At 72.8% G+C, this 17,895-nt stretch carries 18 protein-coding genes; 6 read left to right on the plus strand and 12 right to left on the minus strand.

Annotated elements, in window-relative coordinates; genetic code table 11:
• Nucleotides 1-4 precede the first annotated feature (4 nt).
• The 6 genes from Dvina_RS14980 to Dvina_RS15005 form a co-directional block, all read right to left on the minus strand.
• Complete coding sequence (locus tag Dvina_RS14980; RefSeq protein WP_380027401.1) at nucleotides 5-613, minus strand: GTP-binding protein; 609 nt, start codon at nucleotides 611-613, stop codon at nucleotides 5-7.
• On the minus strand, nucleotides 591-1,061 hold the full coding sequence (locus tag Dvina_RS14985) for a DUF742 domain-containing protein (protein WP_223103090.1): 471 nt from the start codon (nucleotides 1,059-1,061) through the stop codon (nucleotides 591-593). Before Dvina_RS14985 ends, Dvina_RS14980 begins: the two co-directional genes overlap by 23 nt.
• Nucleotides 1,058-1,534 carry a roadblock/LC7 domain-containing protein gene (locus tag Dvina_RS14990; protein ID WP_223103091.1) on the minus strand — a complete coding sequence of 159 codons (477 nt, stop codon included), beginning with the start codon at nucleotides 1,532-1,534 and terminating at the stop codon, nucleotides 1,058-1,060. The genes Dvina_RS14985 and Dvina_RS14990 overlap by 4 nt, the downstream gene beginning before the upstream one ends.
• The gene (locus Dvina_RS55185) at nucleotides 1,531-4,239 is read right to left on the minus strand and encodes a sensor histidine kinase (protein ID WP_281428385.1); all 2,709 of its coding nucleotides are present in this window, start codon (nucleotides 4,237-4,239) and stop codon (nucleotides 1,531-1,533) included. Before Dvina_RS55185 ends, Dvina_RS14990 begins: the two co-directional genes overlap by 4 nt.
• Nucleotides 4,226-5,317: a hypothetical protein gene (locus Dvina_RS15000; RefSeq protein ID WP_223103092.1), complete on the minus strand. Its 1,092-nt coding sequence runs from the start codon at nucleotides 5,315-5,317 to the stop codon at nucleotides 4,226-4,228. Before Dvina_RS15000 ends, Dvina_RS55185 begins: the two co-directional genes overlap by 14 nt.
• A gap of 292 nt (nucleotides 5,318-5,609) precedes the next feature.
• Nucleotides 5,610-6,230, minus strand: a complete 621-nt coding sequence (locus Dvina_RS15005) for a CPBP family intramembrane glutamic endopeptidase (protein WP_223103093.1) — start codon at nucleotides 6,228-6,230, stop codon at nucleotides 5,610-5,612.
• 52 nt (nucleotides 6,231-6,282) lie between these two features.
• Between Dvina_RS15005 and Dvina_RS15010 the strand changes: the two genes are divergently transcribed.
• The 4 genes from Dvina_RS15010 (at nucleotide 6,283) to Dvina_RS15025 (ending at nucleotide 10,855) form a co-directional block, all read left to right on the plus strand.
• The gene (locus tag Dvina_RS15010) at nucleotides 6,283-7,383 is read left to right on the plus strand and encodes an endonuclease/exonuclease/phosphatase family protein (protein WP_223103094.1); all 1,101 of its coding nucleotides are present in this window, start codon (nucleotides 6,283-6,285) and stop codon (nucleotides 7,381-7,383) included.
• A gap of 108 nt (nucleotides 7,384-7,491) precedes the next feature.
• Nucleotides 7,492-8,466 (plus strand): hypothetical protein, encoded by a 975-nt coding sequence (locus Dvina_RS15015; protein ID WP_223103095.1) that lies wholly within the window; start codon nucleotides 7,492-7,494, stop codon nucleotides 8,464-8,466.
• Nucleotides 8,463-8,948, plus strand: coding sequence for a hypothetical protein (locus Dvina_RS15020; protein WP_223103096.1), 486 nt, complete (start codon nucleotides 8,463-8,465; stop codon nucleotides 8,946-8,948). Before Dvina_RS15015 ends, Dvina_RS15020 begins: the two co-directional genes overlap by 4 nt.
• On the plus strand, nucleotides 8,945-10,855 hold the full coding sequence (locus Dvina_RS15025) for a DNA recombination protein RecN (protein ID WP_246656225.1): 1,911 nt from the start codon (nucleotides 8,945-8,947) through the stop codon (nucleotides 10,853-10,855). Before Dvina_RS15020 ends, Dvina_RS15025 begins: the two co-directional genes overlap by 4 nt.
• Nucleotides 10,856-10,930: 75 nt before the next feature.
• Here Dvina_RS15025 and Dvina_RS15030 read toward each other — a convergent pair whose 3' ends face one another.
• From Dvina_RS15030 to Dvina_RS15045, 4 genes are all read right to left on the minus strand, one after another.
• Nucleotides 10,931-12,739: an outer membrane protein assembly factor BamB family protein gene (locus tag Dvina_RS15030; RefSeq protein ID WP_223103097.1), complete on the minus strand. Its 1,809-nt coding sequence runs from the start codon at nucleotides 12,737-12,739 to the stop codon at nucleotides 10,931-10,933.
• A 251-nt stretch (nucleotides 12,740-12,990) separates the two neighbouring features.
• The gene (locus tag Dvina_RS15035) at nucleotides 12,991-14,238 is read right to left on the minus strand and encodes a L,D-transpeptidase (RefSeq protein WP_223103098.1); all 1,248 of its coding nucleotides are present in this window, start codon (nucleotides 14,236-14,238) and stop codon (nucleotides 12,991-12,993) included.
• 124 nt (nucleotides 14,239-14,362) lie between these two features.
• Nucleotides 14,363-14,740, minus strand: a complete 378-nt coding sequence (locus tag Dvina_RS15040; RefSeq protein ID WP_223103099.1) for a DUF427 domain-containing protein — start codon at nucleotides 14,738-14,740, stop codon at nucleotides 14,363-14,365.
• Between the two features lie 10 nt (nucleotides 14,741-14,750).
• On the minus strand, nucleotides 14,751-15,284 hold the full coding sequence (locus Dvina_RS15045; protein WP_223103100.1) for a TetR/AcrR family transcriptional regulator: 534 nt from the start codon (nucleotides 15,282-15,284) through the stop codon (nucleotides 14,751-14,753).
• A 97-nt stretch (nucleotides 15,285-15,381) separates the two neighbouring features.
• Here Dvina_RS15045 and Dvina_RS15050 point away from each other — a divergent pair, with 97 nt between their 5' ends.
• Complete coding sequence (locus Dvina_RS15050; RefSeq protein ID WP_223103101.1) at nucleotides 15,382-16,602, plus strand: MFS transporter; 1,221 nt, start codon at nucleotides 15,382-15,384, stop codon at nucleotides 16,600-16,602.
• A gap of 125 nt (nucleotides 16,603-16,727) precedes the next feature.
• Nucleotides 16,728-16,910 (plus strand): hypothetical protein, encoded by a 183-nt coding sequence (locus tag Dvina_RS15055; RefSeq protein ID WP_223103102.1) that lies wholly within the window; start codon nucleotides 16,728-16,730, stop codon nucleotides 16,908-16,910.
• A 20-nt stretch (nucleotides 16,911-16,930) separates the two neighbouring features.
• Here the strand turns inward: Dvina_RS15055 and Dvina_RS15060 are convergent, their stop codons facing one another.
• Together Dvina_RS15060 and Dvina_RS15065 are read right to left on the minus strand one after the other, a co-directional pair.
• On the minus strand, nucleotides 16,931-17,269 hold the full coding sequence (locus Dvina_RS15060) for a DUF1330 domain-containing protein (protein ID WP_223103103.1): 339 nt from the start codon (nucleotides 17,267-17,269) through the stop codon (nucleotides 16,931-16,933).
• Between the two features lie 45 nt (nucleotides 17,270-17,314).
• On the minus strand, nucleotides 17,315-17,875 hold the full coding sequence (locus Dvina_RS15065) for a TetR/AcrR family transcriptional regulator (RefSeq protein WP_223103104.1): 561 nt from the start codon (nucleotides 17,873-17,875) through the stop codon (nucleotides 17,315-17,317).
• Nucleotides 17,876-17,895 lie beyond the last annotated feature (20 nt).

Raw genomic sequence — 17,895 nt, forward strand, 5'->3', positions numbered from 1 at the left:
AGGATCAGTGTGCCCCGTGCAGCGCGCGTTGCAAGGCACCTTCGAGCACGACGAGCATGGCGTCGCGGACGGATGTGCGGACCCGGGCGTCGAAGGTCACGATCGGCACGTGCTCGGCGACGGCCAGGGCCCAGCGGACCTCGTCCAGGTCGTGCGCCATCCGGCCGTTGAAGGCGTTCACCGCGACGACGAACGGCAGCCCGGCCCGCTCGAAGTAGTCGACCGCCGGATAGCAGTCGTCCAGCCGGGAGCTGTCCACGACCACGAGGGCGCCGAGGGCGCCGCGGACCAGGTCGTCCCACATGAAGCCGAAGCGGTCCTGACCAGGGGTGCCGAAGAGGTACAGCTTCAGACTCTGGTCGATCGTCACGCAGCCGAAGTCCATCGCCACGGTGGTGGTGCTCTTGGTGCTGGCCTGGCCGGGCTCGTCGATGCCGATGGCGGCCGACGTCATCTCGGCCTCGGTGGTCAGCGGGGCGATCTCGGAGATCGAGCCCACGGTCGTGGTCTTACCCACGCCGAAGCCACCGGCAACGATGATCTTGACCGGGACGGGCGCCCGGGTGGCGGCCGGCCGGGCCGCGGTCGGGTCAGCGGATCGCACGAAGTCCACGCATCACTCGCAGGATGGTCTCGGGGGACTGGGAATTGTCGGTGTCGGTGACGTGGACGTCGAGGTAGCCCGCGACGCGCAGGTCGGCGACGAGGATGCGGGTCACGCCCAGGTGCAGCGGCACCAGCGCGGACAGCTCGGCGACCGAGATGGGGCGCTCGCACAGCCGCACGATCGCCTGCATCTCCGGCGGGAGCACCCCGCTCGGCACCGCGTCGCCGCGCAGTGTCACCTGGGTCTCCAGGCCGATCTCGCGGTCGGCCGCCTCGACCCGGCCCGACGTCAGCACGAACGGGCGCAGCGCGGCCGTGCCGCCCGCGGTCGGTGCGGGCGGCTCCTCGGCGCCGGGCAGGCCACCCGGCGCCGGGCCCGCGGACGGCGTCCGCAGGTACGGCGGAATCCGGCCGACGGACTCCGGTTCCGGGGCGGCGTAGGGCTCGGGGGTCACGTCTGGACGGAGTTTTTCAGTTCCGCGATCAGGGCGGGCGACAGCGCGGCGCCGGCCCGGCTGGCGAAGAGGGTCATCTCGTACGCCACCGTGCCGAGGTTCGCCGACCGGTCCGCGATGACGCCCAGGACCGAGCCCCGGCTGATCGCGGTGATGAGCAGGTATCCGTCGGCCATGTCGACGATGACCCGGTTGAGCGCGCCGAGTGAGTACCAGCCGGCCGCCCCCGCGGAGAGGCTGGTGACCCCGGACACGATCGCGGCGAGCCGGTCGGCGTTGGCCCGGTCCTGCACCGACGACATGGCCATGAGCAGGCCGTCCGACGACACGGCGATCGCCTCGCGGACGCCCGCCGTGTTTGTCGTGAACGAGTCGAGGAGCCAGTTGAACGTCTTCGCGTCGGCGCTGAGCCCGGCGCTCGCGGTGTCCCGGCTGCCCGCGGGGCCGCTCGGGTGCGTGAAGGTGCTGTTCACAGTGGGATTCCTTCGTGGGTATCGGGTCCGGCCGGTGCGTCGCGCAGGGCGCGGGCCACGCCGGTTTCGAATTGTTCGACGAGGCTGCGTGCGGTCTCCGGATCGGGCGCGACGGCGTCCGGCGCGGGTGTGCGGGCCGGCCGGTCCATCCCGCTCAGGGCGGCGCCGGGGGTCCGGCGGCGCAGGGGCCGGGGGCCGTCGCCGGCCGGTGGTGGAGGTGGGGGCGGGGGCGCCGCTTCGGGTACCGCCACCAGGCCCGGCAGGACAGCGGTGTGCTCGTCGGCCCGGCGCACCCCGGCCTCGAACTGCTCGACCAGGTCCCGGGCGGCGAGCGCGTCGGCGACCACCGGGGGCGCCGCCGACATGACCCGCTCCGGGCCGGTCGGCAGCTGCGTGCCCGGCACCCGGCGGCGCAGCCCGGACGGCGAGGTCGCGGCCGGCGGCACCGGCGGCCAGGCCGGCGGCGGCCCGGGCGGCTCCGGCACGGGCGCGACGATCGGGGCCCGCGGGGCGGGCGGCGTGAACGAGGCCGGTGGCGTGAACGAGGCCGGCGGGGCGCTCGGGGCCGGTGGTGTGAACGGGGCCGGCGGCGTGAACGGGGCCGGCGGCGTGGGCGGGGCCGGCGGCGTGGGCGGGGCCGCCCGGGAGCCGACGTCGAAGGCGTTCCACGGCTGGACGCCGCGGATCACCTCGCCCGCGTCCTGGGGCCGGCGCGCCGGCAGCGGCGTGGGCTCGTCGACGACCGGGGCGAGCACCGACGCCGACCGGTAGATGCCCGGCGCCTCCAGCTCCCGGATCGGCGCCTCGATCAGCGGGGCGGCCACCTCGCTGTGCACCCGCACCGGGGCGAGCACCGGCACGGTGATGACGTGCTCCGGGCCGAGGTCGACGGTGGCGGTGACGCCGCCCTCCGGGGTCGGGGCCAGGGCCACGCCGAACCCGTGCCGGCGGGCCAGGCGGCCGGCCACGAACAGGCCCAGGACGCGGCTGGGCACGAGGTCGAGCCGCTCGCGGCGCACCAGCCGGGCGTTCTCCTCGGCCAGGCGCTCGTCGCTCATGCCGATCCCGTTGTCGATCACCGCGATGCGCACGCCCGCGGACAGCGCCCGCGCGGCGATCGTCACCCGGGTGTGCGGCGGCGAGAAGTTCGTCGCGTTCTCCAGCAGCTCGGCCGTGAGCAGCACCAGGTCACCGACGATGCCGGGCGCGACGAGCAGCTCGATCGGGATGTCGGTGTCGACCCGGGTGTACTCCTCGATCTGCGCGAGGGCCAGCCGGGCGACGTCGATCAGGCGCACCGGGGCCATGTGCTCGTCGCCGCGGCCGGAGCCGGAGATGACGACGAGGCTGTCGGCGCTGCGGCGCAGGCGGTTGGAGAGGTGGTCGAGGCGGTACAGCTGCTCCAGGCGCGGTGCGTCGGTCTCCCGGGTCTCCAGCTGGTCGATGATGCCGAGCTGGCGGCCGACGAGGTTCTGGGTGCGCCGGCCGATGTGGCCGAACATCTCGGCCACGTTGCGCCGGCTGACGACCTGGCGCTCGACGAGCTGCGCGGCGGTCGTCTGGACCCGGTCGAACGCCCGGGCCAGGTCGCCGATCTCGTCGGCGCCGCTCGCGTCGAGCACGTCGAGGCGGATTGGCGCACCCGACTCGACGTCGTCGTCGGCGACCCGGCGCAGCTCCTCCTCACCGGACTCGGCGATCCGCTCGGCGGAGCGGGTCAGCCGGATCAGCGGCGCCGCCACGGCCCGGACCACCGCCGCGACGAGCAGCAGCACGACGAGCAGGACCAGCACGGTCAGGGCGCCCGCGCCGTAGGCCGTCGCCAGCGCCCGCTGCTCGTCCCGGCTGACCGTCGAGCTCAAGTCGTCGATGAGGCGCCGCTCGACGGAGCCGCCGAGGACGCTGAACGACAGCAGTTTGGGGAACAGGGTGGCCAGTGGGCGGGCGGCCATCGCGGCCGCCGGGTCGAGCTCGAAGTCCTCGTCGAACGCCGTGCCGAGGCGCTGCTTCAGCGCGGTGGCGACGAGCGCCTGGAGCTGGGCCTGGGCGGGCGTCGCGAATGCGGTGAAGCGCTCCTCGTACACATTCAGCTCGGTCTGCTCCTCGTGGAAGCGCACGACGAGCGGCTCCGGGTCGCCGTGGGCCATGACGGCCAGGATGGCTGTCGTCTCCGTGAGCGACTCGTTCACCTGCAGCAGCGCGTCGAGGGCGAGCAGCTCCCGGCCCGTCGCGGTCGTGGTGTCGGCCCGGTCGACCAGGCCCAGCGCGTCGATCGTGTCGTCGAGGAAGGGTACGAACGCGTCGAGCAGCTCGTCCGGCGTGGCCGCGCCGGCCCGCACGCGCTCCCGCAGCGGCGGCAGCTGCTCCTGGATCGCGTCGAGCGAGGCCGTGAGCTCGTCCGGCAGGTCGCCGCCGGCGCGCACGGCGGCCACCTGGTCGGTGACCCGCGCCGACTGGCGGGCCAGGTCGGTGCGGTCGACGGCGCCGAGGATGTAGCCGACGGTCAGCAGCCGCTCCTGCTGCAGGTCCTCCACGAGCGAGCCCACCCGGGCCGTGAGCGTCACCGCGGCGTCGGTGTCGGACGAGCGGGACGCCGTGTTGACCAGGTTCACCACCACCGGCACCAGCAGGCCGAGCATGGCCAGCAGCGGGATTGCGACGAGCAGTGTCAGCTTGCCGCGGATGCGCAGCCTACCGAGCAGCACGAACGGACTCCCCGCGCTCGTACGGCGCACGCGCCGGATAGTCGTCGGGCCACCGCTCGGCCGCGGGGTGCGGCACCTCCGCGGGCGGCGGCCCGGACGGTGGGCCACCCGCGGCACCGGGCCGCCGCCGGCGCCCGCGCAGCGACTGCACGACCGCCAGCGTCACCGGCACCAGGCCGAGCACGATGGCCGCGATCAGCGCCGCGACCGCCACGGCGGCCCGCGTCCGCAGGCTCGCCTCCCGGTCGCGCAGCAGGTTGTCGAGCACGCTGAGCAGCGCCGCCGAGAGGGCGGAGCCGGCCCGGCCGAGATCGTTGCGGTCGTTCGTGATCTGCGCTGGGTCGGCGGTGAACGTCGTGCGGGCGCTCGCCGCGGCCGGCACCAGGGAGTCGGCCGCCCGGCTGTACGCGTCGATCTTGGCCAGCAGGCCCGCGTCGAGGCTGGCGCCGGCCGAGCCCTGGGACGCCAGCTGCATGTCCTCGGACAGGTCGGAGGCCGAGCTGATCAGGTCGGAGCGGGCCTCGGCGATGCCGAACAGCGCGTCGGTCTGCGCGGACTGGGCCAGCTGGCGGCCCAGCAGGACGCGGCCGGCGTACTGCCCGGCGGCGGCGATGCCCTCGGGCAGCTCCTGGGCGCCGGCGTCGGCGAGGTAGAAGGTCTCGGCGTGCGGGTCGCGGGCCAGCCCGGACGCGTCGCGGACCTTGTCGGCGAGGTCGAGCAGCAGGTCGAGGGCCTCGGAGTAGGCGGCGAAGACGGTGGCGGGGGAGCCGGTCGCCGGCACGCCCTCGATCTTGGCCCGCACGTCGGTCCAGCGGTCGTGGGCGAGCAGCTCGGCGCCGTAGTCACTGTCGGCCTTGGCGGCTGCGCCGATCGCGGCGACGAGCGGCTCCCGCTGGACGGGCGTCCCGGCCGCCGCGGCGACCTGCGCGCCGACGAGCTCGATCTCCAGTGGCACGAGCCCCCGCAGGTACGCCACGCCGTGACGCTCGGTGGCCACGAACGCCGAGTCATCGCCGTTGGACTGACGCTGCAGCCCGAACAGCACGACCGCCGGCACGATGAGCAGCACGGGCAGCACCAGCCGCACCAGAAGGGCTACGGCGCCACGGGGCCGACGATCACTGTCAATAGATATTGCCATGGGTCACTCTCTGCCAGGCGCCGAGCGGGACCCGAACATAGCTGTCCGCCAGGTCATAGCGTCATGAACCTGTCACATAGAAGTACCTGCCGAACCGGCCGATCGTACGCACCCGTTCCGGTGGAACCACACAAGTTCGTTGCCATAGTTCCGGGTCACGGCTAAGATCCGCGCCCTCGCTCGGGACCGCACCGATCGTCGCACCGGCCCCAGCCGCCCCAGCGGAGCGTCAGCCGAAGTCGGGGCCGTGGTAGAAGAAGCGACCCAGGCCGACGGTGAAGATGAGCAGGCCGTACGCGGCGTGTTCCACACCGACGGTCAGCAGCGAGCGGGTCCGCTGGTAGCGGCGGGCGAACAGCCAGCCGCCCACGAGGGTCAGGGCGACCGCTACCGGGTTGCCGAAGAGCAGATGGGCCAGGGCGAACGAGACCGCGCTGGTGGCGGCGGCGATGCGGTCGTTGCGCAGGAGGGTGCGGTAGCGGTGCAGCAGAAACGCGCGGAACAGCAGCTCCTGCGGGTAGACCGAGACGATGGGGTAGGCGACGACGATCAGCACCCACAGGCCGGGGTTGTGTCGCGGCAGGTCGAACAGGTGTGAGCGGTCGAAGAGCCCGACCGCGGCGACGGCCACGACGGCGGCCAGGGCCCACAGGCGCAGGATCGATGGCAGGGCCGGTCGCAGGGCCGACGGGCGCCACAGGTCGCGGCGGTCGAAGTCGCGGGCGCGGCGGAAGGAGAAGGCCACCGCGATGCACAGGACGAGCAGGATCGGGATGGGGCCGCCGGGGATCTTCACGAAGGCGAACGCCACGGGAAGTGCGAAGAACACCAGGATGAACTCGGCGACCATCCGGGGGACGGTGTCACCCACAGGTGACGATCGCCCCATAGTCTCGTTGACGATGCGCATCGCGAGTTACAACGTCGAGAACCTGTTCAACCGGGCGAAGGCGCTGGACCAGCGGACGTGGGCCGACGGGCGGCCCGTGCTGGAGGCGTTCGCGCGGGCCGGGGAGCTGCTCGAGGAGCCCGTCTACACCGACGAGGTCAAGCGCGAGATCCTGCGGGAGCTGGGCCGGCTCGGGCTGCGCCACGCGGACCTGGCGAAGTTCGCCCGGCTGCGGCAGAACCGGGGCCGGCTGCTCAAGCGGGCCCGCGACGGGCGGGTCGAGGTGGTGGCCGGCGGGCGGGCCGACTGGATCGGCTGGGTCGAGCTGACCACCGACCGCTGCGACGAGCAGGCGCTGCTGAACACCGCCCGGGTCATCCTCGACGTACGGGCCGACGTGCTCGGGGTCGTCGAGGCCGAGAGCCGCCACGCGCTCAAGCGGTTCACCGACGGCGGGCTGCGCGGGCTGTATCGGCACATCCAGGTCATGGACGGCAACGACGAGCGCGGCATCGACGTGGGGGTCATGTCGACGGGCGACTTCCCCGTGATCCTCCAGCGCACGCACGTCGACGACGTGGACGAGCGGGGCCGGGTGTTCAGCCGGGACTGCCCGGAGTACCACTTCGCGCTGCCCGGCCGGGCCGAGCCTTTGGTGCTGCTGGTCAACCACCTCAAGAGCAAGGGCTACGGCGGGAAGGTCGCCTCCGACGCGACGCGCCGCCGCCAGGCCGCCCGGGTCGCCGCGATCTACCGCGCCCAGTCCTCGCCCTACGTGGCGGTGGTCGGCGACCTCAACGACACGCCGGAGAGCGAGCCCCTCGCCCCGCTGCTGCGCGACACCGATCTGCGTGACATCTCGCAGCATCCGTCCTTTCAGGACAATGGCCGCCCCGGTACCTACGGTTCGTGCACGGCCCGCAACAAGCTCGACTACGTCCTGCTGTCCCCGGCCCTGTGGGGCGCGGCGACGGGCGGCGGCATCGAGCGGCGGGGCGTGTGGGGCGGGCGCAACGGGGTGCTGTGGCCGATCTACGGAACCATGACGAAGGCGGTGCACGCCGGCTCCGACCACGCGGCCATCTACGCCGATATCGACGTGAACAAATTGTGATCACACATTCGGTGAAATCTGTGCTCACGGTAGCGGTTGGATCGCCGCGCGTGACAATCTTGGATTCACAGCCATTCATGCAGGCCGGGGGTCGGATGCGGAGGGGAGATGACGGCGACCGCAGCTTCGATGAGCCTTGCCTCCGGTGAGCCGCCGATCAACTTCGCCGCGCACCAGATCCGGGCGGGCAACATGCACGGAGCGCGCGACGACTTCGAACAGATGCTCGCCATGCTGCTGGCCGCGATCTACCCCGGCGCCCGGGCGATAAGCGCCAACCCCGGCGACTGGGGCATCGACATCCTGCTCGGGGAGCTGTCCGGGCTTGTCGTGATCTGGCAGTCGAAGTACTTCTGGCCGATCGTGACCCGCGCGCACCAGGGCCAGATCCGGGAGTCGTTCGACTCGGCCGTCGCCGCCGCGGCGCGCAACGGCTACCGGCTCACGCAGTGGGTGCTGTGCGTGCCGGCCAGCATGGACCCGCCGGCCGCGCAGTGGTGGGACAACTGGCGGGCCCGCCGCCAGCGCGAGACCGGCGTGCTGATCGAGCTGTGGCACGAGAACGTGCTGCGCAACCTGCTCGTCAAGCCGGACTGTGCCCACGTGCGCCGGCACTTCTACGATCCCTATGCGCAGCCTTCGGGGCCGGTGGGGGCGCCGCGGGTACCGCTGCATGATCTTCGTCCGGAGGACGACCGCGAGCTCGAGCACGCGTTGTTCGTGCGGCAGCTGCGGGCGGCCGGCCACGCGGAGGTCTCGGCGGCCAAGCGGGAGTACTTCAACGCCGACCTCCTGGCCCGCGAGATCCTCGACAAGCGCGTCCCGGGCGAACTCGACGCGCTCGACGACGCCGACGGGCTCGTCCACGGCATCTGGGAGGCCGGGTTCAACCAGGCCCTGGCCCGCCACCCCGGCGACCCGCGGCTGCCCGGCCTGCACGCGGCGGTGATGCGGGAGATCCGCGAGTCCGGGGCGTTCTCCGAGCTGCTGCGGGCCGGGGTCGTGCACCGCTGCGGGCTGATGCACCGGGTCGTGGAGCAGCGCCGGGCCGGCTGGGTGACGCACTGGCGGGAGCTCGTATGACGCCCGACGACGTGAGCGCGTTCCGGCGGGCCCGGCTGCTGCTGGTGCTCGCGGCGGCCGGGGAGCCGCTGGATGCCGAGCGGCTCGGCGTCTACGAGTTCCTGGCCGGGCAGCCGCTGCTCGTCGCCCGGTCCGGCGACGACCCGGACCGCACCGCGCTGCGGCTGGCCGGGTTCGACGACCGCGCGGTCGCCTACGCCAGCCCGGCCCAGCGGTACGTCACCGCCCAGCTGCACCTCAACCGCGACCTCGCGGCCCTGGTGGCGGCGGGGCTTGTCGCGGTGCAGGCGGCCGGACGGGTGACCTACCGCCTCACGGAAGAGGGAGCGAGCATGGCCCGCCGATTCACGGCAATGTATGCTCAGTCATACATCACAGCGGTGCGCATCATCGTGCGGCGGCTACGGCGTATGAGCGGCCGTAAGCTGCGAGAGAACCTGCGACAGTGGTTGCTTCCCGTCCCAGTCAAGGACGTCTCATGATCGGCTTGCGCACCCAGGGCATCCGGATCAGACGGCTGCGCCTCCACGGCGACGACCGCGACTACGACGTCGACTTCCGCGCGCCCGACGACGCCCCGCGGCCCCTGTCGGTGCTCGCCGGCGCGTTCAGCACCGGCAAGACCACGATCCTGGAGTTCGTCGACTACTGCCTCGGCGCCAACGACCACCCGCGGCACCCGGAGATCACGCCCAAGGTCAAGTCCGCGACCCTGGAGGTCGAGCTCTCCGGCTCCCCGTACCTCATCGAGCGGGCCGTCGGCGAGCCGTCGATGTTCGCCTACGTGCGCGCCGGCCGGCTCGACGAGCCCGGGGCCGCCCCGCGCGTGCGCCGCACCCTGCGCCCCGCCGGCCACCCCGACAGCCTCTCCAGCCTGCTGCTCTCCCACTGCAAGCTCCAGGGCATCCGCCTCTCGCTCGACGCGGCGCGGGAGCCGGACGACCCGCTGAGCTTCCGCGACCTGATGTGGCTGTGCTTCCTGCCCAACGAGCGCCTCGACGGCAAGGACCTGCTCTTCGAGAGCGTCCCGATGAAGCACCTCAAGCTGCGCCAGGTCGTCGACCTGGTCTTCGACGTCCACGACGACCACACCGTCGAGCTGGGCCGGCGCATCCGGACCGTGGAGGGCGAGCTGGCCGCGGCCCGCGCCGCGTATCGGGCGGCCGAGCAGCTCGTCGAGGACCAGCACATCGGCAGCCGCCTCGACCTGGAGGCCCTGGAGCAGGCGGCCAAGGACGAGCTGGCGGCCTGCGCCCAGAGCCTGGCCGGCCTCGACGCCCGGGCCCGGGCCGCCACCGCGTTCGCCGCCGACCTGCGCGAGCGGCACCGCGACGCCGCCCGGGCCGCGCTGCACGCCGCCAACGAGCTGCGCGACCGCGAGACCCAGGTCCAGCGGCTGACCCCGCTGCGGGCCAGCTACGCCGACGACGTCTCGAAGTGGACGATGCTGGCCGAGACCGACAGGCTCTTCGAGACCGGCTCCGGCGTCTGCGCCTCCTGCGGCGCGGCGCTGGCGGCGGCCGACGAGCGCTGCCCGGCCTGCCGCTTCCCGGTCGGGCCGATCGACGTCTCCGGCGAGCTGCGCGCGGCCCGGACCCGCCTGGCCGAGCTGACCCGGCACGTCGAGGACCTCGAGCGCGAGATCCCGCACCTGCGGGCGGCCGCCTCCCGGGCGCAGGACGCCGAGTCACGGGCCGCGGCCGAGGTCGACGCGGCCACCGCGCACGCCGTCACCCCGTTCCTCGCCGAACGCGACTCCATCGCCCGCCGCCGTGAGGAGGCCGCGGCGACCCTGCAGCGCGCGGCCGACGGCCTCCGCCTCGTGCAGAGCCTCGAACGGCGGGCCAACGGCATCCTGCAGATGATGGACCAGCTCGACGCCGACCGCGACGCCCTGGGCAACGCCGGTGCGCAGTCGAGACGGGCCGACCGGGCAGCCGTCGTACGCCGGGTCAGCGAACGCTACCGCGCGATCCTCGCCGAGTTCCGCTACCCGAAGCTCGCCGACGCCTACCTGGCCGAGGACCTGACACCGTACGTCCGCGGCGAGCCCTACACCGCCGCCTCCTCCGGCGGGCGCACCCTGATCGCCCTGGCCTGGCAGCTGGCGATGTTCGAGACGGCCTGGGAGAGCCGCTCGTCGCACCCCGGCTTCCTGCTGCTGGACAGCCCGCAGAAGAACCTGGGCGCCCTCGGCGACCTGGAGGACGGCCGCACGATCGGCCGGATCTACGCCCACATCGAGGAGTGGCTGGCCGGGCGCGGCGTCGGCGCCCAGATCGTGGTGGCCGACAACGCCCCGCCGCCGACCGCCGCCGCCGACGTGATCGTGCGCTACTCCCGCCGCCCCGACCAGCCGCCCTACGGCCTGATCGACGACGACTTCTGAGGCCCGGGCCGGCAGCCGGATGCGACGGCGCGCCGGAGCGCGGCCGCCGTGTCCGGTCCCGGCATTGCGGCCGGTTCAGCCGGTGGTGCGGGTGGCGACGACGACTGTGCCGTAGCGCTCGATGTCCTCGCCCTTCACCACGTTGTAGCGGGCGATCGCGGAGGGCTCGTCGGTGCCCGCCCACAGGACCTCGACCCGCAGCGTCTTCGAGCCGCTCGTGAAGGTGCACGTCGTCGTGTCGTCGCGGTGGGCGGAGCCGCCCGGCCGGCCCAGGCGCTTCGCCACCTCGGCCCGGGGGACGGCCGCGCACGGGTCCGGGCGGTCGGTGGCGCCGCCCAGGTAGCCGGGTGGCTGCTCGATGGGGCGGATGCGGTACCACGCCAGGCCTGCGTTGTCGGCGACGAGCATCGCCGTGCCGCGCTGCGGGACCGCGCCGGCCGGGAGCATCGTCGCGAACGGGTCGGACAGGCCGTGCTCGCCCACGCCGGACACCGCCGTGAACGGGACCGGCTGCGGGGCCGGGCCGACCGCGTACAGCCGGCCGCCCTCCCGCACCAGGGCCCGCACGGTCCGGTCGGCCCGCCAGCGCTCGGCCCCGTCGGTCAGGGCGAACGCCTCCAGGGCCCCGTCCGTGGGGTCGGCCGCGGCGCCGGACTGGGCGACGACGGCGACGCCGCCCTCGACGGCGAGGTCGCAGTACTCCGCGCACCCGTCCCCGGTCCGCTGGACCAGGCGGTGCCCGTCCGGCGCGAACAGCTGGAAGGTCCGCGCCCCGCGCACGAGCGTCGCGCCGCCGCGGACCAGCAGCCCCAGCCCGCCGTCGTCCGCCGCCGGGTCCAGCGCCGTGCGCGAGCGCAGCGCGCCGGTGCGGGCGTCGCGGATCTCCAGACGGTCCTCGACCCGGTCGCCGGCGGTGCAGGCCAGCCGCAGCGCGGTCGTCTTCCCGTCGCCGGCCGCGGCCCGCAGGTCGCAGCCCTCGGGCAGGTCGGCGCTCCACAGCCGCCCGCCGTCACCGGCCGACACGGCGTTGATCTTCCCCGGGTCCGGGGCGTCGCGGGTCGGCACCGTCCCGGCGTCCTCGTCGGTGTGGCCGATCCGGGCCCGGCCCGAGGTGCGGTCGTCGGTCTTCGCGGGCGTCGGCGTCGGCGTGGTGGTGGGCGTGGCCGTGGGTGTCGGCTTCGTCCCGGCCTTGGTCTTCGTCTTCGTCTTCGTCGAGGGTGACGGTGAGGGCGGCGGCGACTTCTTGGCGTCCTTCTTGGCGTGCGGCCCCCAGCTCGTCGGCGTCGCCTTGACCCGGTCGACCTCGGCCTTGCGGGCGGGCGCCGGCGACTTCGTGGTCTTCGGCGCGTCCCGCGGGTCGGCCCAGCGCATCGGGGACGAGCTCTCGGCCGGCTCGCCGACGAGCGTGGCCGGCCCCGCGGCCATGGCCTGCGTCCGCGCGCTCAGCGGCATGCGCCAGCGGGTCTCGCCGGTGCGCGTCGACAGCGCCGCCAGCTCGGCCGCCCGGCTGCCCCGGTCGTAGGCGTTGACGAGCACCGAGCCGGCCCCGAGGTCGTTCTGCGACCACAGCACCGTGCCGTAGGCGCCGGCGTCGTCGAGCTTCCTGCGCCAGCGCACCGTGCCCGTGTGCGCGTCGAGCCCGGTCAGCTCGGTGCCGGCCGCGGCCTGCGCGACGAGCGTGTCGGCCGTCGGGTCGAACCCGACCAGGTCGCCGGCCTTCGTCGGGAACGCCGCCCCTCGCACCACGTCTCCGGCCCGCACGCCGCCGTCGAGCGTGCTGGTCTCGAACGGGGGAGCCGCCACCGGCTCCGGATGGGCGGCGACGCTCGCAGTGAGCACCGCCGCCGGCACGACAAGCAATCCCGCCGCCTTGTACGGCCTCACGACGCCCCCGTTCGTTGCCCCATGCGTCGCAAAGACGCTAAATGCGGAAATATCCGGACACGCGCAGCGACGCGGCCCGTTCAGCCATCTGCGGCCGATATTTCCGGATTACCACAAATGAGAGGCTTACGGGACGAGATGGGCTTGCAAGATCGGAACCGCATCCTGTATCGGGCAGCGGTGGGAACGACGAGGGCCGCGACCCGAGAAGTTCGGGGGCGGCCCGGGCAAGCGTTGCGCGAGCTACTCGGCTACCACTGCGCCCACGGCACGTTCCAGTCGCCGAGGCCGTCGGTGAGGGGCAGGTTCTTCGGGGTGTTGCGGACCTCGACGACGTCGCCGGTGTCGAAGGTGTCGTAGAACCACTGGGCGTTGGCCGGGGCCACGTTGATGCAGCCGTGGGAGGTGTTCGCCTTGCCCTGCTGGGGGATGTTCCAGTCGGCCAGGTGGACGTACTCGCCCGAGGTGGAGATCCGGCAGGCGAGCTTGATCTTCTCCTCGTAGTAGTTCGGGTTGTTCTTGTCCGTGATGCCGTAGCTGGCGGAGCTCATGGTGACGACCGGCTCCTTGGTCATCAGGACGTGCACGCCGGAGCGGGTGAAGAAGTCGATGGTCTCGCCCTTGGAGCCCTTGGTCTCGCCGCCCTTGCCCATGCTGACCGGGATCTTCTTGACCATCTGGCCGTCGATGTAGCACTCCATCTGCTTGGTGTTGGAGTCCGCGATCGCGATGCGGGCCGGGCCGATGGAGAAGCTCGCGCTGGCGTTGCCGCCGCCGTAGACGCCGTTGCCGAGGTCGACGCCGAGGACGTTCACGTTGATCTTGACGGTGGTGCCCTTGGCCCAGTACTTCTCCGGACGCCAGTGGGCGCTCTGGCTGCTGACCCAGTGCCACTTGCCCTCGACCTGCGGGGACGTGGTCACCTTCATGGCCTGCTCGGCGGCGTCCTGGTTCTTGACGGCCTTGTTGAAGTACACGATGACGGGCTGCCCGACACCGTAGGTGCCGCCGTTCTTCAGCGCGGCCATCTGGTTGGCCTGGAACGTGACCGAGGCGACCGCGGCCGGCTTCAGCGTCGCGAACGAGCTGGACTGGCTCACGTCCTTGCCGGACCCGTCGGCGCCGGCGACGGTGACCGTGTAGGTCGCGCCGTAGGCCAGGGTGCCGCTCGACGTCCACGTCTTCTTGTCGTCGGCGAGCTTGCCGTCGAGGTTCTTGCCGTTCGCGGCGACCGTCACGGTGGTGAGCGTGCCGTTGGCGATGGCGACCGTGACCTGGCTCGACGGCGACACGTCCTTGGTGTCGGCGGCGGGCGTGATGGTGACCTGCGCGGGGGCGCCCCCGCCGCCACCGCCGCCGGGGGTGCTCGGGTCACCCGACGGGTCACCGCCGGCCCAGCTGGCCTTACCGCCCGAACTCTTACCGTCACTGCACGCGGCCAGTGTGGCGGCGGCGGCGATCCCGGCCCCCGCGGCCAGCATTCTGCGACGACTCAACATGTCTGTGTCCTCCCCGTCCGCGAACGGTACCGACCCGGGGCGTAGGAGCAAAACCCTCGAATGGTATTGCCCGCAATGTCCCGACCCCTAGACGTGTCCAGGGGCCGGGGACGTTTACACGGGGTCACTGCCCTGAGACGACCGTCACTTCCAGGCGGTCGGTGTAGAAGGCGACGCGGCCCGCGATCGGCGAGACGGCGTCGTAGGGCTTCTCGTAGCTCCACACCGAGTTCTCGACCGTCCCGTCGGGCGTGACGACGGAGTAGTAGGACGCGTCGCCCTTGAACGGGCAGTACGTGCTGTGGTCGGTCCGCTGCAGCAGCTCCTGGTTGGTGTCCTCGATGGGCAGGTAGTACGCCACCGGGTAGGTCGACTCCTGCAGGGCCAGGGCGTTGGTGCTGTCGGCGACGACGTGCTCGCCGGAGCGCACGACGACCCGCACGTCGGACGGCGTCACGGTGATGGGGTGCTCGGGTCCGGGGATCAGGTGCTCACGACTCATGCCGCCAACGCTATGCCGCAAGGACTTTGTCGACCAGGCGGACCGGAAGATCCTCGTCAAGGGTCCACGGCAGGAAGATCGCGCGGTACACGATCGGGCCGACCAGCCCGTCGATGATGTCGTCGGCGTCCAGGGCTCCGGCCTCGCCCGCGATGGCCAGGCCCTCGGCGCGGCGGTTGCGCAGGCACTCCGTCTCCTGCTCGCCGGCGGACGCGCTGCCCCCGCGCAGGAGGGCGGCGTTGATCGGCTTGCGGTAGTGCTCGACGATCTCCCGGCACCAGGCGATGAGGTCGGCCCGCAGGTCCCCGGTCCGGGGCAGCTCGCGCGTCGGGTCGAGGCGGTAGGTGGCGATGTCGTTGAGCATCGTGGCGGCGTCGCCCCAGCGCCGGTACACGCTCGTCGGGTTGACCCCGGCCCGCTCGGCGACGAGCGGGATCGTCACCTTCTCGGCCCCGCGCTCCCGGACGAGCTCCTCGACGGCGAACCGGATCGAGGACAGCACCGCGGCGCTGCGGCCACCCGTGCGACGCACTGGGGCAGACATGTGACCCTCCCGACAAAAGCAAAGATCTTTGCGTTAGTACGTCCAATCAGGCGTAGCTTCAGCCTAACGCAAGAACCTTTGCTTTAGGGGGCACGCGATGTCTGCTGCAACACTCGACCGCCCGGTCACCCACGCCGCTCGCCGGCGCACGCTGCCGCCGGGCCTGGCGTTCACCGGCGCCGCGCTGGCCTTCGCCTCCCTGTATCTGGCGGCCGGGGCACCCACGCCGCTGCTCGTGCTCTTCGAGCGCGAGTGGGGCTTCGCGCCCTGGGTGCTCACCGTCGCGTTCGCCGCGTACGCCTTCGGGCTGCTCGCATCGCTCGTCGTCGTCGGCTCGCTGTCCGACCACGTCGGCCGCCGCCCGGTGCTCATCGGCGCCTTGGCCGTCGAGCTCGCCGCGATGCTCATGTTCGTGTTCGCGCCCGGCATAGGCTGGGTGATCGCCGCCCGGGTCGTGCAGGGCGTGGCGACCGGCGCGGCCAGCAGCGCATTCACCGCGGCGCTCGTCGAGCTGGCCCCCGAGCGGCACAAGCGGCTCGGCGGCATCCTCGGGGCCGTGGCCCCGGCCGGCGGGCTCGGCCTCGGCGCGCTGCTGACCGGCCTGGCCGTGCAGTTCACGCACGCGGCGAACCTGATCGTCTTCACCAGCCTCACCGTCATCATGGCCCTCGGCACGCTCACCGCGGCGCTGTCGGCCGAGACCGTGAGCCGCCGCCCGGGCGCCCTCGCGGCGCTGAAGCCCCAGGTGTCGGTACCGCGGGCGGCCCGCCCCGACTTCCTGGCCGCCGCGCCCGCGCACCTGGCCTCGTGGATGCTGGCCGGGCTGTTCATGGGCCTGTCGCCGAGCATCCTGCGCGACGTGTTCCACCACAGCAGCGGCCTGCTCAACGGCGTGACCGCGTTCCTGCCGCCGGCGACCGCGGCGACCGCCGCCTACCTGCTCAGCCGCCGCCCGGCCCGCCAGGTCGTCCGCAACGGCACGATCGCCGTCCTGGTCGGGACCGCGATCGTCCTCGTGGGCATCGCGACGGTGACCCTGCCGCTGCTGTGGGTCGGCGGGCTGGTCGGCGGGGCCGGCTTCGGGGCGACGTTCTCGGGTGCGCTGCGGGCCGTCGGGCCGCTCGCCGAGGTGCACCAGCGGGCGGCTCTCTTCGCGGCCGTGTTCCTGGTGGCGTACCTGAGCTTCGGCGTCCCGGCGATCGTCGCCGGCCAGCTGGTGGCGCCGCTCGGGCTGTTCACCACGGTGCTCTGGTACGGCGGCGGGATCATCGTGGCCGCCCTGGTCGCCCTGGCCGCCCAGTCGCGGCTGGCCCGGTAGATCCGGCCCGGTAGATCACAGCCAGCTGGATCCCCGCCGGACAAATCCGGTTGCAAGCCCTCAGACCACTGGTCCCCGCGCCGATGGCAGGGGACCAGTAGTCGCACGTCGAGGGAGGGCAGCGTATGCGGATCGGTGATTCGGGCACGTTCAATGTCGTCGCCGCGGGCACCCAGGTGGACCCGGCGACCCGTCAGGCCCAGGTCAACGCGCAGGCTGACACGCTCAGCCAGTTGATGGGCACCAGGCACAACGTCCAGGTCGCCGCGAACGTGAGCGACGGCAAGGGCGTCGACCTCTACGTCTGAGGACTAGTACATGTAGAGGACTAGCGGGCATCACGGATCGCGGCGGCCATCTTCGCAGGATCATGGCCGTCGCGAACTCCGTCGAAGATGACCGCCGAGCCCTCGATGTGGTCGGTGCGCTGCCGCAGGATCGCCTGGTAGGCGTCGGAGGTGTACCAGGCCCGGGCCCGGTCCGAGTCGGGAAACTCGATGATCACCACGGTCCCCGGCCACTCGCCCTCCAGGACCTGCACCTGCGGCCCGTGGGCGAGGAAGCGCCCCTCGAACGGCTCGAGCGTCCCCTGAATCCGCTCGAGGTAGTCGAGCACGTCGTCGTGCGTGCTGCGGTTGTACAGATGCGCGAGTGCGTAGCCCTTCATGGGCCGATCATGCCTCAGCCGCCGTCACCGTCGCCGCACCAGGCGTCACACCTCGGAGTCGAGCAGCCGCTGCGCCGCGTGCAGGGCCAGGCCGCGCAGTGGCTCGTGGCGCATGACCGCCCGGACCGCGGCGCCGTCGAAGAGCATCGTGAGCCGGGCCGCCAGGAACGCCGGGTCCGCACCGCCCATCGCCTTCGCGTGCTCCAGGAAGTACTCCTCCAGCCGCTGTTTGAAAGACAGCGCCACGATCGACGCCTCGTGGTCGGGGTCGTGCAGTTCGACGGCGGTGTTGACGAACGGGCAGCCGTGGAACGACGGCTCCGCCGACTGCTCCTCCAGGCGGGCGAAGACGTGCAGGATCCGCTCGCGGGCCGGCATGGACGCGGGGTCGGCGGGGAAGTAGCCGGCGACAGCCGCCGGGCCGTAGGTGCGCAGGCTCTCGGCGATCACCTCGTCCTTGGTGGTGAACAGCTGGTACATCGAGCGCTTCGACACGCCCGCGGTCCGGCACAGCCGCTCGACGCCGACGGCCGCCGCGCCCTCGGCGTAGAACAGCTCGGCCGCGGTCTTGAGCAGACGCTCCCGCGGCGTAGCGATCCGAGTCACAGGGCCGAGTCTAGCGCTGT

The organism is Dactylosporangium vinaceum, from assembly GCF_019904175.1.
Lineage (GTDB): Bacteria > Actinomycetota > Actinomycetes > Mycobacteriales > Micromonosporaceae > Dactylosporangium > Dactylosporangium vinaceum.

What these genes read in the sequence shown, in the direction of transcription:
- Dvina_RS15050 (WP_223103101.1), top strand. Translation starts at nt 15,382, where the DNA reads ATGTCTGCTGCAACACTCGACCGCCCGGTCACCCACGCCGCTCGCCGG.
- Dvina_RS15045 (WP_223103100.1), bottom strand. Translation starts at nt 15,284, where the DNA reads ATGTCTGCCCCAGTGCGTCGCACGGGTGGCCGCAGCGCCGCGGTGCTG.
- Dvina_RS15005 (WP_223103093.1), bottom strand. Translation starts at nt 6,230, where the DNA reads ATGGTCGCCGAGTTCATCCTGGTGTTCTTCGCACTTCCCGTGGCGTTC.
- Dvina_RS15020 (WP_223103096.1), top strand. Translation starts at nt 8,463, where the DNA reads ATGACGCCCGACGACGTGAGCGCGTTCCGGCGGGCCCGGCTGCTGCTG.
- Dvina_RS15025 (WP_246656225.1), top strand. Translation starts at nt 8,945, where the DNA reads ATGATCGGCTTGCGCACCCAGGGCATCCGGATCAGACGGCTGCGCCTC.
- Dvina_RS15015 (WP_223103095.1), top strand. Translation starts at nt 7,492, where the DNA reads ATGACGGCGACCGCAGCTTCGATGAGCCTTGCCTCCGGTGAGCCGCCG.
- Dvina_RS15035 (WP_223103098.1), bottom strand. Translation starts at nt 14,238, where the DNA reads ATGTTGAGTCGTCGCAGAATGCTGGCCGCGGGGGCCGGGATCGCCGCC.
- Dvina_RS15010 (WP_223103094.1), top strand. Translation starts at nt 6,283, where the DNA reads ATGCGCATCGCGAGTTACAACGTCGAGAACCTGTTCAACCGGGCGAAG.
- Dvina_RS15055 (WP_223103102.1), top strand. Translation starts at nt 16,728, where the DNA reads ATGCGGATCGGTGATTCGGGCACGTTCAATGTCGTCGCCGCGGGCACC.
- Dvina_RS15060 (WP_223103103.1), bottom strand. Translation starts at nt 17,269, where the DNA reads ATGAAGGGCTACGCACTCGCGCATCTGTACAACCGCAGCACGCACGAC.
- Dvina_RS15040 (WP_223103099.1), bottom strand. Translation starts at nt 14,740, where the DNA reads ATGAGTCGTGAGCACCTGATCCCCGGACCCGAGCACCCCATCACCGTG.